General features: G+C 70.2%; 15 protein-coding genes. 3 read left to right on the top strand and 12 right to left on the bottom strand.

The genetic code is table 11. The annotated features are described in order from the left end of the window. Window positions 1–137: 137 nt before the first annotated feature. Window positions 138–875 (bottom strand): hypothetical protein, encoded by a 738-nt coding sequence (locus ACF07B_RS05320; protein WP_261703435.1) that lies wholly within the window; start codon window positions 873–875, stop codon window positions 138–140. A gap of 305 nt (window positions 876–1,180) precedes the next feature. Between ACF07B_RS05320 and ACF07B_RS05315 the strand changes: the two genes are divergently transcribed. Beyond that, on the top strand, window positions 1,181–1,618 hold the full coding sequence (locus ACF07B_RS05315) for a RidA family protein (RefSeq protein ID WP_392177788.1): 438 nt from the start codon (window positions 1,181–1,183) through the stop codon (window positions 1,616–1,618). Window positions 1,619–1,632: 14 nt separating this feature from the next. Here ACF07B_RS05315 and ACF07B_RS05310 read toward each other — a convergent pair whose 3' ends face one another. The 3 genes from ACF07B_RS05310 to ACF07B_RS05300 all read right to left on the bottom strand — a co-directional run bounded on the left by ACF07B_RS05310 (window position 1,633) and on the right by ACF07B_RS05300 (window position 5,439). Beyond that, window positions 1,633–2,424, bottom strand: coding sequence for a uracil-DNA glycosylase (locus ACF07B_RS05310; protein WP_392177787.1), 792 nt, complete (start codon window positions 2,422–2,424; stop codon window positions 1,633–1,635). Between the two features lie 134 nt (window positions 2,425–2,558). Continuing rightward, window positions 2,559–4,091, bottom strand: a complete 1,533-nt coding sequence (locus ACF07B_RS05305) for a YfcC family protein (RefSeq protein ID WP_392177786.1) — start codon at window positions 4,089–4,091, stop codon at window positions 2,559–2,561. A 19-nt stretch (window positions 4,092–4,110) separates the two neighbouring features. Next, complete coding sequence (locus ACF07B_RS05300; RefSeq protein ID WP_392177972.1) at window positions 4,111–5,439, bottom strand: M20/M25/M40 family metallo-hydrolase; 1,329 nt, start codon at window positions 5,437–5,439, stop codon at window positions 4,111–4,113. Window positions 5,440–5,848: 409 nt separating this feature from the next. On the opposite strand from ACF07B_RS05300, the gene ACF07B_RS05295 reads away from it, so the two are divergent. Beyond that, window positions 5,849–6,400, top strand: a complete 552-nt coding sequence (locus ACF07B_RS05295) for an RNA-binding S4 domain-containing protein (RefSeq protein ID WP_392177971.1) — start codon at window positions 5,849–5,851, stop codon at window positions 6,398–6,400. Between the two features lie 257 nt (window positions 6,401–6,657). On the opposite strand, the gene ACF07B_RS05290 is transcribed toward ACF07B_RS05295, so the two are convergent. The 3 genes from ACF07B_RS05290 to ACF07B_RS05280 all read right to left on the bottom strand — a co-directional run bounded on the left by ACF07B_RS05290 (window position 6,658) and on the right by ACF07B_RS05280 (window position 8,994). Then, the gene (locus ACF07B_RS05290) at window positions 6,658–7,107 is read right to left on the bottom strand and encodes a DoxX family protein (RefSeq protein WP_392177785.1); all 450 of its coding nucleotides are present in this window, start codon (window positions 7,105–7,107) and stop codon (window positions 6,658–6,660) included. Window positions 7,108–7,212: 105 nt separating this feature from the next. Beyond that, window positions 7,213–7,890 carry a class I SAM-dependent methyltransferase gene (locus ACF07B_RS05285; RefSeq protein WP_392177784.1) on the bottom strand — a complete coding sequence of 226 codons (678 nt, stop codon included), beginning with the start codon at window positions 7,888–7,890 and terminating at the stop codon, window positions 7,213–7,215. A gap of 117 nt (window positions 7,891–8,007) precedes the next feature. Then, window positions 8,008–8,994, bottom strand: a complete 987-nt coding sequence (locus ACF07B_RS05280) for an acyltransferase domain-containing protein (protein ID WP_369486071.1) — start codon at window positions 8,992–8,994, stop codon at window positions 8,008–8,010. A gap of 91 nt (window positions 8,995–9,085) precedes the next feature. Here ACF07B_RS05280 and ACF07B_RS05275 point away from each other — a divergent pair, with 91 nt between their 5' ends. Beyond that, window positions 9,086–9,397: a DUF6343 family protein gene (locus ACF07B_RS05275; protein WP_392177783.1), complete on the top strand. Its 312-nt coding sequence runs from the start codon at window positions 9,086–9,088 to the stop codon at window positions 9,395–9,397. 78 nt (window positions 9,398–9,475) lie between these two features. On the opposite strand, the gene ACF07B_RS05270 is transcribed toward ACF07B_RS05275, so the two are convergent. The 5 genes from ACF07B_RS05270 to rpsA form a co-directional block, all read right to left on the bottom strand. Next, entirely contained in the window at window positions 9,476–9,856 is a 381-nt protein-coding gene (locus ACF07B_RS05270; RefSeq protein ID WP_362407481.1) for a tetratricopeptide repeat protein, read from the bottom strand. Window positions 9,857–9,906: 50 nt separating this feature from the next. Continuing rightward, window positions 9,907–10,515, bottom strand: a complete 609-nt coding sequence (gene coaE, locus ACF07B_RS05265) for a dephospho-CoA kinase (protein ID WP_392177782.1) — start codon at window positions 10,513–10,515, stop codon at window positions 9,907–9,909. A 75-nt stretch (window positions 10,516–10,590) separates the two neighbouring features. Beyond that, window positions 10,591–11,529: a PAC2 family protein gene (locus tag ACF07B_RS05260; protein ID WP_328668504.1), complete on the bottom strand. Its 939-nt coding sequence runs from the start codon at window positions 11,527–11,529 to the stop codon at window positions 10,591–10,593. Between the two features lie 164 nt (window positions 11,530–11,693). After that, window positions 11,694–13,220, bottom strand: coding sequence for a flavin monoamine oxidase family protein (locus ACF07B_RS05255; RefSeq protein WP_392177970.1), 1,527 nt, complete (start codon window positions 13,218–13,220; stop codon window positions 11,694–11,696). Window positions 13,221–13,574: 354 nt separating this feature from the next. Further along, on the bottom strand, window positions 13,575–15,083 hold the full coding sequence (rpsA, locus tag ACF07B_RS05250) for a 30S ribosomal protein S1 (protein WP_326788401.1): 1,509 nt from the start codon (window positions 15,081–15,083) through the stop codon (window positions 13,575–13,577). Window positions 15,084–15,124: the final 41 nt, after the last annotated feature.

Below are 15,124 nucleotides of genomic sequence, written 5' to 3'. Positions count from 1 at the left end.
GGATCCGGAGTGCCGCTTGGTGCCGCGGGGAGGACTCGAACCTCCACTGGAACCGTGCATTCACGACAAGCCTCAGGTTCAGCTTGCGCTCCTCGCGCACCCCGGCCGCGGTGCGTTGTGGCCGGGGAGTTCAGAGGCTACCCCTGTGCGAACAGGTAGCCGAAAACAGCGTCACCGACGCGCTGGTCGACGACGTCCGCGCCGTTGGCCTCCTCGCGGGCGAACTTGACCGCCTGCTGCAACTTCTCGACACGGTCGAGGAGTTCGTTCACGCGCCGCGCGGGCAGGGCGCCGGAGAACTTGACGGTCGTCCAGTACCCGACGGGGATGTCCTCGTAGTACACCTCGACCTGGGCCGGGTGCTTCTCGGTCGCCTCGGCCTTGACGTGGTTCCGCGGGACCTTCTTCGTACGAAGGGTCCGCACCGGCTCGGTCTTCCAGGCGTCCGTGGAGGGATCCCGCACCCAGGACTCGGAGGCGTCGAGGACGGGCAGCTTCCTGACGAAGGTGTTGAGATCGGTGAGCTGCTTCTCGAGGAAGAGCAGATAGGACACCGGCACCTCGGCGACGAGTACACGCCCGTCCACCACCACATCGGCCCTCGCCGCGCAGTTGGCCCAGTCCTTGGTGGCGGTCACGTCGAACAGCCGCGTCAGGGTCGCCGCGGTCGCCCGCAGCACGTCCTCGGCCTGCACCTGGACCCGGGTCGACTCGGGCGGCAGCTGCTCGCCCTCCTCGTCCTTCGGCTGGTACGTCCGCGAGATGCCCGCGAGCAACGCGGGCTTCTGCAGGCCATGATGAGCAGCCGTCAGGTCCTGGTGGGACTTGGACTTGATGCCCTTCTCCACTGCGATGATCTGATTGAGTTTCGCCACGTCGGTGACCGTAGCAGCGTCGACGGCGATCACTCGAAGGATTATTCGCCCGGGACGGGTACAGCCGCCTCCGCCCCCAAGTCGGTCCGGCCCATGTCGGTCCGGCCCATGTCGGTCCGGCCCATGTCGGTCCGGCCCATGTCGGTCCTGCCCATGTCCGGCTACGCCAGGTCTGTCCGCCGCGTGTCCCTCCGCCGCGTCCGGCGCGCGGTCGACGGTAATGGGGATGCGCGGGCCGGTGCCGGACCCGCATCATCGGCAGGTTGTCCGCCAGCCGTCGGCGGACCCCACCCACAGGAGCCCCCATGGTCCAGCGCGTCACCGTTCCCAGCCTCTTCGCGCCGCCCGTCTACGCGCACGCGTCCGTCGTCGAGGCGGGGGCCAAGCTCGCCTTCCTCGCCGGGTCCGTGCCGCTCGACGCCGACGGGAAGCTGGTCGGCGCGGGCGATCCCGTACGCCAGGCCGAGCAGGTGCTGGCCAACCTCGACGAGCAGCTGCGCGCGGTGGGAAGCGACATGGCCCATGTCGTGTCGACCGACGTGTACGTCGTCAGCGGTGAGCCCTCCGTGCTGTCCGCGGTCTGGAATGTCGTCGAGGCCTCGGGGCTGAGCATCGGCCCGCACTCCTCGACCCTGCTCGGTGTGGCCTGCCTCGGGTACACCGGGCAGCTCGTGGAGATCACGGCGACCGCCGTCGTCCCCGAGACCGAACCGGCGGCCGGCGGTGGGCCCGACCGCGGCTGACACCCGCGGAACGCTCACGGGGAGCACGCCGTCAGCCCCGCGGACTCCGCCGCCGTGGTCAGGACCTGCCTCAGCATCGCCGGTGTGAGGCGCCCGGTGAAGGTGTTCCGCTGGCTGACGTGGAAACACCCGAACAGCTCGACGGAAGCGGGGGCGGTGTCGATGCCGGTGCCGATACCCGTGTCGTCCGGTTCCGGCACTCGTACGAGCGTCACCCGCGCCCCGTGCGCGAACGCCGGACGTGGCCGGGGCACCGTCCAGCCCGCCTCCGCGAGGGCCGGCAGGGCGGCCTGCCAGCCGAAGGCCCCGAGCACGACCACCGTGCGCAGCGTGGGCCGCAGCAGCCCCAGCTCCCTGACGAGCCAGGGCCGGCAGGTGTTCCGCTCCTCGGGCGTCGGCTTGTTGGCCGGTGGCGCGCAGTGCACCGGAGAGGTGACCCGCACCCCGTACAGCTCCAGTCCGTCGCCGGCGCTCACCGAGGTGCCCCGCGAGGCGAGCCCGACGTCGTGCAGCGCCGCGTACAGCACGTCACCCGACCGGTCCCCGGTGAACATCCGCCCGGTCCGGTTGCCGCCGTGCGCGGCGGGGGCGAGCCCGACGACGAGGAGGGACGCGTCGGGCGGCCCGAACCCGGGCACCGGACGCCCCCAGTACGTCTGGCCGGCGAAGGCGGCCCGCTTGGTGGCGGCCACCTCTTCGCGCCACGCGACAAGCCGCGGGCAGGCCCGGCAGCCGGTGATCCGCCCGTCGAGCACGGTGAGATCGCCGGAGCGGGCCGCGTCTTCCGCCGGAGTGCCGCTGTCCACCTCACCACCGTACGGCCGCCGTACGACCGCCGTACGACCCCTGTACGACCCTGTACGTCCGGCCCGCCCGCGCCCGGTCCCACGGCTCGGCGCTCCTCCCCCGTCCGTTCCCGGCCTCCCCCGCTCACCGACGGCTAGGTCATCTCCGCTCCCAGCGCCAGGAACCCGCAGATCAGCAGGAAGAGGAGGGCGAGGAGGGGCCAGATGAAGCGCAGGTACTTGTCGTAGCCGACCTTGGCGAGCGCGACGCCACCGATGGTGACGGCGGTGGTGGGGACCCAGAGGTTCATCCAGCCGCTGGCGGCCTGCCACGCCGTCACGACGACGGCCCGGGAGACGCCCGCGAAGTCGGCGAGCGGGGCGAGGATCGGCATGGCGAGGGTCGCGTGCCCGGAGGTGGAGGGGATGAGGAAGGCCAGCGGCAGGTTCACGATGAAGACGATGATCGCGAAGAGACTGGAGGAGGTGCCCTCCACGATGCCCTCGATGGAGTGCAGAACCGTGTCGGTGATCTTCGAATTGTTCATGATCACGGTGACCCCGCGGGCCAGCACGATCACCAGCGCGGGCGAGATGAAGTCCGCGGCCCCCTGGACGATCGTCGCGCTCAGCTTCTGCTCGCCCATCCGCGCCACCACCCCGACCAGCACCGCCGCGCACAGGAACAGCGCCGCCAGCTCCGGGAAGGACCAGCCGAGCTCGAACCCGTACGGTCGCGCGTCCGCCTCGCCGGTGAGCGCGCTGGACCACGGCACGACGGAGAAGATCATGAAGGCGAAGACCAGCGCCGTGGTGACGAGGACCGCCTTGTGCAGACCGGTCAGCTCGGGAACCTCGCCGGCCGCGTCCTGGGCGTGCTCGCGGTCCCCCGGCAGGAACCCGGTGATCGAGCGGTCGGGGCTCCGCTGCACCCGGCGCGCGTAGCGGATGACGTATCCGATCGTGACCGCCGTCAGCACGACCCACATCACGAACCGCAGCACGATGCCGTCGCCGAGCGAGATGCCGGCGGCGGACGAGGCGACGCCCGTCGCGAACGGGTTCACCGTCGAGCACAGCACCCCGATGCCCGCGCCGAGGATGATCGTGCCGACCGCCACCATCCGGTCGTAGCCGAGCGCCAGCATCAACGGCACGATCAGCCCGTAGAACCCCAGTGTCTCCTCGGCGAAGCCCTCCACCGTGCCGAGCACCGAGAACACCAGCATGATGCCCGCGATGAGCAACGCGCCGCGCGTGCGCAGCCGGTGGGCGAGGAGGCCGATTCCCCGGTCGAGCGCGCCCGTCGCGAACACCACCGTGATGAACGCCCCGATGGCGAGGACGAACAGGAACACCCCCGCGCTGCCGTACAGTTCACCGGCGAAATCCGGCCCGACCTGCGCCGTCCTCTCGTCCAGGATTCCGTAGAGGCCGTTGACGGGCGCGAGGAAGAGGTCGTTGAGGCGGTCGACGAAGCTCTGCCCCGAGTCGACACGGTGATACGTGCCCTGGATCGGCCTCCCCTCGGGCGTGCGGTCGTACTGTCCCGCCGGGATCAGGAACGCCAGGGCCCACACGGCGATCGTGACGATCGCGAGGACGGTCAGCGCGCTCGGAAACGTGAACCCGCTCTGGTGCGGCGGCTCTTCGGTGCCGGTCGGCTCGGTCCCGGTCGGGGTCGTCACCGGGCCGTCCTCTCCCGGCTCACGCGCTCTCCCCCGCTCCCGGGCCGAAGCCGGCCGCGTACTCCCGTACGAAGGCGCACATCGCCACCACGGTGTTGCGCAGTTCCGAGAACAGGACGCGCTCGTTGGGCGCGTGCAGGTTGCACATGCTGTCCTGCGCCCCGAAGAGCAGCACCTCGGCGTCGGGTGCGGCTCGTGCGAGCCCGTTGACCAGCGGAATCGAACCACCGGTCGCGATGTACGCGGCCTCCTCGCCCCAGGCCTCGCGCAGCGCGGTCAGCGCGGCGCGATAGGCGGGGCCGCCGGTCGAGGCCTTGTAGCCGGGGCCCGTGTCGCCCGGTGTGACGGTGAGCGGGACGCCGAAGGGCCGCAGCGAGCGCAGGTGGTCGACCAGCCTGGCCCGCGCCTCGCTCGCGTCCTGGCGCGGGTGGAAGCGGAGATTGAGCTTGGCACGCGCGTACGGGACGACGGCGGAGGCCGCGTGTTCGACACTCGGCGCGTCCAGGCCGATCACCGTGATCGCGGGCCCGCTCCACAGCCGCTCGCCGAGGCTTCCGCTGCCGATGAGCGGGACCCCGTCGCGGACACCGGCGAGTTCACGGAATTCGTCCTCGGTGTACGTCGTCCCGCTCCACTCCTCACGCCGAAGCCCGGCGACGGCCACATCGCCGTGCACGTCGTGCAGCGTGGACAGAGCGGTCAGCAGCACGAGCAGGGCGTCCGGCGCGGCACCGCCGAACTCCCCGCTGTGCCGGGGCTCCTCAAGGGTGCGCACCTCGACCACGACCTCGGCCGCACCACGCAGCGCGGTGGTCAGGGTGGGGCTGCCGGGGCGGAGGTTGCCCAGGTCGGCGATGACCATCGCGTCGCACGCGAAGCGCTGGGGATCGCTGGGCGGATAGTCGTCGAAGGGGCTGCCGTACTCCTCCTGCCCCTCGAAGACGATCTTCACCCCGACCGGCGGCCGCCCCTCGTACGCCCGGAGCATCCCCAGGTGGGCGATCACGTTGGACTTGTCGTCCGCGATCCCGCGGGCCCGGAGACCGCCCTCGACGGGTGTCGGCTCGAAGGGCGGCGACAGCCACAGCTTCTCGTCCCCGGCCGGCTGCACGTCGTAGTGCGAGTAGAGCAGGACGGTCGGCGCGGCCGGGTCCGGCGGCGGGATCTCCCCGAAGATCACGGGGGCGGTGCCGGGCAGTTCGATGCTCTCGACACGCCCCACTCCGGCGTCCCGCAGCAGGCCCACGAGGAGATCGTGGGCCTCCCGCACCGGCTCGGCCGGGAAGCCGGGGAACGCGACGGAGGGGATGGCCGCGAGGCGTTCCAGATCGGCGCGGAGGCCGTCCATCAGCGCGTCGACCCTCGCTGCTGTCTCCACCCTCGGCCCCTCTCCTGTTCCCCGGACGGCTTCACCGACAGCCTCCGCCCGCCCCGGGAGCGACGCATCCGGTGTGGTCCGTGCGACGGAAAAGGCATGCGGTGTCCCGGGCCGCGGGCATTAGAGTCGGGTCATGGCTTCTCAGGGTGCTGACGGGGAGATGAAGGGCGCGGGAACCGAGGGCGGGCGCGGCGCGAACGCCGGCGGGACCGCCACGGCCGACCGCGGCACGAACGCCGGGAAGGCCGCCACGGCAGGGTCAAGGACCGAGTCCAGGACCGGCCGGACCGGCTCCGAGGACGCTGCCACGGCCGTCTCCGGGACGGGCCCCAAGGCCGCTTCCGGGATCGAGTCCGGGGGTGCCTCGGGGACCGATTCCATGACCGGCTCCGAAGCCGCTGCCACGGCGGCCTCCGCGACCGCTTCCGCCGTCAGGGCCGCCGTCGCCGCCGGGCCCGCCGGGGGCGAGAGCGTGCGGGTCGACGCCTGGATCTGGTCCGTCCGTCTCGTCAAGACCCGTTCGATCGGTGCCACGGCCTGCAAGGGCGGCCATGTTCGGGTCAACGGGGAGCGGGTCAAGCCCGCGTACTCGGTCCGTGTCGGCGACGAGGTGCGTCTGTGGCACGAGGGCCGCGAACGGGTCGTCGTCGTGAAGCGCGTGATCCGCAAGCGGGTCGGCGCACCCGTCGCCGCCGAATGCTATGTCGACAACAGCCCACCGCCCCCGCCGCGCGAGGCCGTGGCTCCGGCGGGTGTCCGTGACCGGGGCGCGGGACGCCCGACCAAGCGGGACCGCCGGGACATGGAACGCCTGCGGGGAATGCAGACGGGTTCGTCCGGCCCCGTCCACACCTCAGGCCCCTCCACGGGGCCGACCGGCTCGACCAGGTCCCCGGGCACGACCGGGTCCGGAGGCTCCTCCCGCCACTGAGCCCTCCCGCGCCGGAAACTTCCCCTCCCCCTCGCCTCCCCCGCCCCGTGCTCTCCTCCGCTCCCCGCTCCTCCGGTTCGTCGAGCCGCTCAAGCACGCGTCTCGGCTTCCCGGCCGTCCGAACGCGGCCACGCCGAGGCACCGGCAGGCTCACCTGGCTGCGCTCCGGTGCACGGGCCGATTCCCCGGCGGGCGTACGGACGTACGACGTGCAGGGCTCCCCCTTCGCGGAGGAGCCCTGCGTCCTTGCTGTGCCGTCACACCCGGCGTCCGGCCCGCCGGCGTACCAGGCGGAGCAGTTCGGTCGTGTGGCCGCGCCTGGCCCAGGCGATCAGGCCGAGCGGCAGCATCAGGATGAGCGGGGTCGCCGCGTACGGGCCGTGGACGACGGTGACGTTGACGATGAACGCACCGACCATCAGAGCGCTCAGCGCCAGCGCGGCCACCGCGTCCAGCAGCGGGATCAGCAGGGCCAGGCCTCCGGCGAGTTCGAGCGCGCCGATGATGTACATGCCGGTGTGGCCCCAGCCCAGCTTGTCGAACGACTCCGTCGCCGAAGGGTGGGCGATCAGCTTGGGAAGGGCGCTCGCGAACGCGTAGAAGAGGCCGAGGACGACCTGGAGGGCGGTCAGGGAGATCCGGGCGGCACGGGAGCGGGGGGTGACGGCGGCGCGGGTGGCGGTGAGGGCGACGGTGGTCTCGGACACGGTGGTCTCCTGGGGAAGCGGTGGCTGCTTTCACAGAGGTAGACCTGGGGACTGCCGGGAACTCATCGGCGCTGAACGGACTTTGTCCCGTCCACCGCCCGCCGCTCACCCCTTCACGGCCCTCACCCACATCCCGTCGTCCGTCAGATACCGGTCGACCTTGAGCCCCGCCTCCGCCAGCGCCTCCTCGAACGCCTCCTTCGTCAAAGGGCGGGACAGAAACGTCTGCGTCCAGGTGGCGTCCGGGAACGTGTACTCCGCGCGCACCGAGTCGACCCCGTCCCCCACGGGCTCGGCGGACAGGATGCGCACGACGAATCCGGACGGGTCGACGCGCTCCCGGGGCACATCGGTGTGGTAGTTCTCGCCCTCGCGCTGGATCAGCACACAACCGTCGTCCGCGACATGGCGAGCACAGGTGTCCAGCAGTCCCCGCCGCACCCGGACGTCCCCGGCGTGCACGAGGAACGACGCCATCAGCACGACGTCGAACGTCTCGCCGAGGTCGAGATCCTCGATGCTGCCGCGTATGCGGCGCGCACCTCGGACGTGCTCCAGCATCTCGGCGGACTCGTCCACCGCCGTGACCGCGAACCCGAGTTCCAGGAGCGGGTGGGTCATCCGGCCGACCCCGCTGCCCAGCTCCAGGATGTGCGAGGCGGGAGGCACGGCCGCGGTGATGATGTCCGGTTCGGTTCCGACGGGCAGACGCGTGTAGAGCTCGACCGCGCAGCCGTCCGGTGTGATGGCACCCGGTCCCGTGCCCTCGTATCCCTGACGCATTTCGATCCTCATACCCGTCCAACGGATGGATTCCGCAAGCCCGTTCCCCTCTCCGGCCACTCGTTCGGGTGACGTGTTCGAGGGATACCCGAACGAGTCCGGACGCCGGCGGGAGGACTACAGCGCGAACCAGCCCCGTCCTCCGTACCAGTGCCCGCCCGCGTGCAGATGATCGACCACCGCGCGCTCCACACTGTTGCGCCGCGGCAGTTCACCGAGCGGGAGCTCCGGATCGCCGAAGACGAAGCCTATGGGCACCGTGTCGTCCGGGGTCTTGTCCTCGTGCACCAGGTGGAAGCGGTCCTGGAAGCGCATGATGTTGGAGTCGGCAGGCAGATATCGCTTGAGCTGCGGGTCGAGCAGCCAGGAGTCGCAGACGGCGATCTCATGGCGCTCCTCGGGGTAGTGGCGGGCGAAGAACTCCCGCGCCAGGCCGAGCGAACGGTCGCACGCGGCCGGGGAGAGCGGGCCTCGGAAGTCGGTGATGTGCAGGCTCAGGCAGGGGGCTCCGGGGTCCAGGGCCAGCCCCGCCGCCTCGGCGGCACCGGCCGTGCGCCGCCCCAGCAGGACCCGCTGGAACTGGAGCCGGCCCAGTTGGAACAGCTCGCCGTGGAAGTGCAGGGCGAGCCACCAGGGGAACAGCAGTCCGGGGCCGCCGGCCCTTCTGTGGTGCACGGACACATGACGGCCGAGGTCGGCGAGGGTGCGCCGTGAGACGTCCTCGGGCACCCCGCGCTCCCGGTGATGGGCACGGACGTACGGAAGCGCCGCTATGAACACGTACAGATGGAAGCAGCGCCCGAGAAGTCCGGTCGTCGCGGGGAAGGCGGGCGGTTCCCAGCCCTTCCCTATGTCCCCCATGTCACGCACGAAGCGGGTGACGCAGCGCGCGAGGAGGGTCATGGCCTCGGGATCGGCGGTGAACCGGGCGCGCAGTGCGACGAGTTCGTTGATGTGTTCATGGGGCACGGCCAGGTCGAGCAGGATGTCCGGCAACGCGTCGGCGTCCGGGAGCGCCGCTTCCCGCAGGTCGGAACCCTCCCCTTCCAGGTCTCTCAGCCACTCGGCTGTCCTCGCGTCCGCCCGCAGCGTCTTCAGCAGCACCGTCGCCTCCCCCGGCGGCCGTCTGCGACCGCGCTCCCATGGTGAACGTGCACCACGAAGAGTACGTTTTCTCGTAGGAGTGGTGATCCTGATGCGTACGGGCAGTGAACCGGTGACAGCGCGCAGTGCTCTGCGGATGCGTTTCTGGCTGAGCGTCTGGGGGCTGATCTGGGCCGTCTTCGGAACGGTGGCGTTCATCCTGGTGGGGCGCCCGGGGTGGGCGGCCGCGTGCGCCGTGCTCTGGGTGATCGTCACGGTCGACATGACCATGATCCTTCGGCACATCAGGCAGGGCCCGCACTACCAGCCGGGCCGTGACGTCCCACCGTACGAGCCCGTGGACGACCGGCGTGGGTACCGGCCGCCGGAGCGCCGCCGGCCGTCGAGGCCGTCGCATCCCTGAGACCGTCCCTGAAACGGCGGGACGGCCGTACCGCTTCACCTGATCGGCAGGTCGGCCGTGCCGCTTCGCGCGGTCGCGCTACGCGTCGAACCGCGCCGCCCGCAGATACTGCGGCTTCGGGTCGAGCGCGGCCGCCAGTCTGAAGTGCCGCTTCGCCTGCTCGGGGCGTCGCTGACGCTCATAGGTCCGGGCCAGCGCGAAGTGCGCGAACGCGTTGTCGGGCTCGCGCTCCAGGACGATCGTGAACTCCAGCTCGGCCGGCCGCAGTTGCGCGGCGGCGAAGAATGCACGCGCACGCAGCAGCCGGGCCGCGGTGTTCTCCGGGTGGGCGGCGATGACCGGGTCGAGGAGCTTCACCGCACCCCGCGGGTCGCGCGCGTCGAGCAGTTGCTCGGCGGCACGGAAGTCGATCACGTGCGTCTCGGGAGTCCGTCCGGTCGATCCGCTGGTCTCGGGCACGGCAGAGTCCTTCCCTCGCTGCAAGGGTTCAACGCCCCCTCGAAGGGGCGCTATTCCTGGGGCCGGCGGGCTCTGCTCACGAGATCGGCCCATACGTCCCCTACGCGACGCTCCAGTGTCTCCAGGGGCACGTCGTTGTCGATGACGATGTCCGCGATCGCCAGACGCTTGTCGCGGGAGGCCTGTGCGGCCATGCGCGCGCGGGCGTCCTCCTCTGCCATGCCGCGCAGCCGGACGAGACGGTCGAGCTGGGTCTCGGGGCGGGCGTCGACGACGATCACGAGGTCGTACAGCGCGGCCAGGCCGTTCTCCGCGAGCAGGGGTACGTCGTGGACCACGACGGCGTCCTCGGGCGCGGCGTCCTCAAGAGCCCGCGAGCGGGCACCGACCAAGGGGTGCACGATCGAGTTCAGGACGGCGAGCTCCTGCGGGTCGGCGAAGACGATCGAGCCGAGCTTCGGCCGGTCCAGGCCACCGTCCGGAGCGAGGACGTCCTCACCGAAGGCGTCGACGACCGCCGCCAGCCCGGGAGTTCCGGGCGCGACGACCTCCCGCGCGATCCTGTCCGCGTCGATCAGCACGGCGCCGTGCGCGACGAGCAGCCGTGACACTTCGCTCTTGCCGGCGCCGATACCACCGGTCAGGCCCACCTTCAGCATGCCTCGCAGCTTAGGCCCTGGCACTGACAGACCCTCCGTCCGGGAGCCCGGTAGTCCCGGGAGCCCGGAAGGGGGTCAGGCGTCGCCTTCGCGTTCCGCGAGGAACCGCTCGAACTCCTGGCCGATCTCGTCCGCCGAGGGGATGTCCACCGGTTCCGCGAGCATGTTGCCGCGGGTCTCGGCGCCCGCCGCGGCGTCGTACTGGTGCTCAAGGCCCTGGACGAGCGCGACGAGTTCCTCGTCGCCCTCCTGGATCTGGCGGTCGATCTCGGTCTGGGTGCGGTGCGCCTCGGTCCGCAGGCCGTGCGCTATCCCGGGGAGCACCAGGCCGGTCGCGGCCGTGATGGACTCCAGGACCGTCAGCGCCGCGTCCGGGTACGGGGAGCGCGCGATGTAGTGGGGCACGTGCGCGGCGACACCGAGAACGTCGTGACCGGCCTCCATGAGGCGGTACTCGATCAGCGACTCGGCGCTTCCGGGGACCTGCGCCTCGTCGAAGGGGCTGCGGTGGCCGGGCACCAGGTCGGTACGGTTGCCGTGCGGGGTGAGGCCCACCGGGCGTGTGTGCGGGACGCCCATGGGGATGCCGTGGAAGTTCACGCAGAGGCGGACTCCGAGCCGCTCCACGATCTGCTGGACGGCGGCGGCGAAGCGCTCCCACTCGGTGTCCGGCTCGGGGCCCGACAGCAGCAGGAAGGGCGCGCCGGTGGCGTCCTGCACGAGCCGTACCTCAAGGGTCGGCTCCTCGTACTCGGCCCAGCGGTCGCGCTTGAACGTCAGCAGCGGACGGCGGGCGCGGTAGTCCACGAGCCGGTCATGGTCGAAACGGGCCACGACCTGGTGGGGCAGCGAGTCGAGCACCCGGTCGACGATCTGCTCGCCGGTTTCGCCCGCGTCGATGTATCCGTCGAAGTGGTAGAGCATGACAAGACCGGCCGACTCCTGGGCGAGCGCCATGTCGACCACGGCCAGGCCCTTCGGCTCCCATGCGTACAAACCCTGCGGATCAAGCACTGTGACCGCTCCTCCTCGTGTTCGTACTGCACAACGTGGTGCGGAGCACGGACATTCCCGCCCGTGCTCCGCACCACTGCCTCATGCCGGTCCATCGGCCTCCACGAGCGGCCGGAAGGCTTTCGGGGGACGGTGGGGACCGGCACCAGCACAACACACGTGTGTTACGAGGACAGCACGCGCGCGTGGAGCGCGCTGACGGCGTTGCGGGCCGACGTGAAGGCGCCGTGCTGCCAGGCATCGGCGTAGCTGAGCCAGTCGCCCGCGAAGTAGACCCGCCCGGTGGGCCGGTTCAGCGGCTTGTAGCGAACGTCGTCGGGCCCGCCGGGGGTGTTGTGCCAGGCGCCTTCCAGGTGCGGCGTCTGGCGCCAGTGATGGGAGAAGGACGAGTCGAGTTCGGTGCGGTACTTCTCGCCGTAGATCTTCACGCCGGCGGCCACCGCGCGCTTCTCGCGTTCCTTGGGGGTGAGCTTCGCGTACGAGTCGGCGTCGGAGCCGTAGTTGTAGTAGCCGATCATGACTCCGCGCCGGCCGTGGAAGCCGTACGAGGGGTGCCAGATGTGGGTGACGTCCAGGTCGGTCTCGGTGATGCCGCCGTAGATCCGGTGGTCGAGCTCCCACCAGCGGGACCGGTATTCGAGGCCGATCTTGCCCGCGGACTGCGGGGTGATCGCCTCCAGGGCGCTCTGGACGCCGGAGCCGAGGTTGTGCGGGATCCTGGCGAGGATGTTGGGCGGCAGGGCGCCGATACAGAAGTCGGCGTCCAGGGTCCTGGTGCGCCCGCCCTGGGTGTACGTGACGGTGACGCCGTCTCCCTTGTCGGTGATCCGGGAGACCGCCGCTCCGGTACGGATGCGGTGGGCCCCTATCGCCCTGGTGAGCGCCTTGGGTATCTGGTCCATGCCGCCCACCGGCTGGAACATCAGCATCGCCTGGTCGAACTCGAACTCGAAGGAGAAGTAGCGGCCGACGCCGGAGGCGAAGACCTCGGAGGCGCTCGGGACGTCGCCGAGGAGCACGCCCGGGGTCCCGGCGGCGGCGGGGACGGTGGTGTAGCCCCGGCGCGGACCTCCCTCGTAGGTGAGCTTGTCGCCGAGTTCACCGAAGTCCTTGAGGAACTCGACGAGTCTCTCCTGGTCGGCGGCCGTCAGCTCCTTGTCCAGGGCGCCCTTGTCGGTGGCCTTGGCCAGCAACTCGGAGACGTAGCCGTAGACATCGGCCTTCGCGGTCCGGTGACGCATCGGCCTGGTCATGCCGGCCGACTCGTTGTACATGTACGCGTCCGCGTTCGTATTCGTGAACACTTCGACGGGGACGCCGAGTTCCCGGCAGTAGTCGAGGGTGACCATCCACTGCGGGAGGCGGGCCGGACCCGCGTTCATGTACTGGCCCTCGCCGAACCGGGCCGTCTGCGTGTGGCCGTACAGGTCGGTGGTCGAATCACCGCCGCGCACGGTGAAGTTGCGGCCGCCGGTGCGGTCCCTCGCCTCCAGGACCATACAGTCGTAACCCGCCTTGCCGAGCTCGTACGCGGAGGCCAGACCCGCGATGCCGCCGCCTACGATCACGACCTTCGCGGCCCCCCTCCCGGAGAGCGTGAAATCACCCGACTTCGGTGCTCGGAAGGGCTGTTCGCGCTGGGCGGCCTGCGCGGTGGGCGCGAGGCCGAGGGCCCCCATGGTGGCGAACATCGCGCCCGCGCCGCCGGTCAGACCGACGGTGCGCAAGAACGCCCGCCGGCTCGCCGCTGTCGATCGCTCGTGTGCTGCCATGCCTTCGACTCCCCTCACGATCTTGAATGACCCGGGGATCCTGGCAACGGCCTGTTACCGCCCTGCAGTTACTCGTGTATCCAGCACGTTTCTCTCCCCGCACATCGGCCCGGTCCCGACCCTGACGCACATCCGCAATCTCCCCACGTTCAGATGGGCACCCGAAGTTCAGGTAAGAGAACAGGTTCCGGGACACCCCCCCCATGAAAGTGGGGGCCCCCCCAAAACGGGGGGGGGCCCCACTTCTTTCAGCTACTTGCTAGCGGTGAGCTTTCAGCTCTGGCCGCCGGCGAGCTTCTCGCGGAGGGCGGCGAGCGCCTCGTCCGACGCCAGGGCGCCGGAGTTGTCGTCCGACTCCGAGGAGTACGAACCGCCGCCGCCACCACCGGACGCGGCCGGAGCCGCGCTGGAGGTGCTGGCACCCTCGGCCTCGGCCTGCGCGTCGGCCTCGCGGGACTTGATGACCTGAGCCTGGTGCTGCTCGAAGCGCTGCTGCGCCTCGGCGTACTGGTTCTCCCACACCTCGCGCTGAGCCTCGAAGCCCTCGAGCCAGTCGTTGGTCTCGGGGTCGAAGCCCTCGGGGTAGATGTAGTTGCCCTGGTCGTCGTACGACGCGGCCATGCCGTACAGGGTCGGGTCGAACTCGACCGAGGCCGGGTCGGCACCGAAGGACTCGTTGGCCTGCTTCAGCGAGAGGCTGATGCGGCGGCGCTCGAGGTCGATGTCGATGACCTTGACGAAGATCTCGTCGTTGACCTGGACGACCTGCTCCGGGATCTCCACGTGGCGCTCGGCCAGCTCGGAGATGTGGACCAGACCCTCGATGCCCTCGTCCACGCGGACGAACGCACCGAACGGAACGAGCTTCGTGACCTTACCCGGGACGACCTGACCGATCTGGTGCGTACGGGCGAACTGCTGCCACGGGTCTTCCTGCGTCGCCTTGAGCGACAGGGAGACACGCTCGCGGTCCATGTCGACGTCGAGAACCTCGACGGTGACTTCCTGGCCGACCTCGACAACCTCGGAGGGGTGGTCGATGTGCTTCCAGGAGAGCTCGGAGACGTGCACCAGGCCGTCGACGCCACCCAGGTCCACGAAGGCACCGAAGTTGACGATCGAGGAGACGACGCCGGAGCGGACCTGACCCTTCTGCAGGGTCGTGAGGAACGTCTGGCGAACCTCGGACTGGGTCTGCTCCAGCCAGGCACGGCGGGACAGGACCACGTTGTTGCGGTTCTTGTCCAGCTCGATGATCTTGGCCTCGAGCTCCTTGCCCACGTAGGGCTGGAGGTCGCGGACACGGCGCATCTCGACGAGGGAAGCCGGCAGGAAGCCACGGAGGCCGATGTCGAGGATGAGACCACCCTTGACAACCTCGATGACGGTGCCGGTGACGATGCCGTCCTCTTCCTTGATCTTCTCGATGGTGCCCCAGGCGCGCTCGTACTGGGCACGCTTCTTCGAGAGGATCAGGCGGCCTTCCTTGTCCTCCTTCTGGAGAACAAGGGCTTCGATCTCGTCGCCGACCTTGACGACCTCGTTCGGGTCGACGTCGTGCTTGATCGAGAGCTCGCGGCTCGGGATGACACCTTCGGTCTTGTAACCGATGTCGAGCAGGACCTCGTCCCGGTCGACCTTCACGATGACGCCGTCGACGATGTCGCCGTCGTTGAAGTACTTGATCGTCTCGTCGATCGCGGCGAGGAATGCTTCCTCGTTACCGATGTCGTTGACCGCTACCTGCGGCGTGGTAGAGGTGGTCTCGGTGCTGCTCGTCATGTGGGAAAGGGCTCCGGTACGGACAGTGAGTCGTAGGTACT

The organism is Streptomyces sp. NPDC015532, from assembly GCF_043078065.1.
GTDB lineage: Bacteria > Actinomycetota > Actinomycetes > Streptomycetales > Streptomycetaceae > Streptomyces.
Note: the sequence above shows the minus strand (reverse complement) of the source record. Positions and strands in the feature narration are given on the sequence as shown.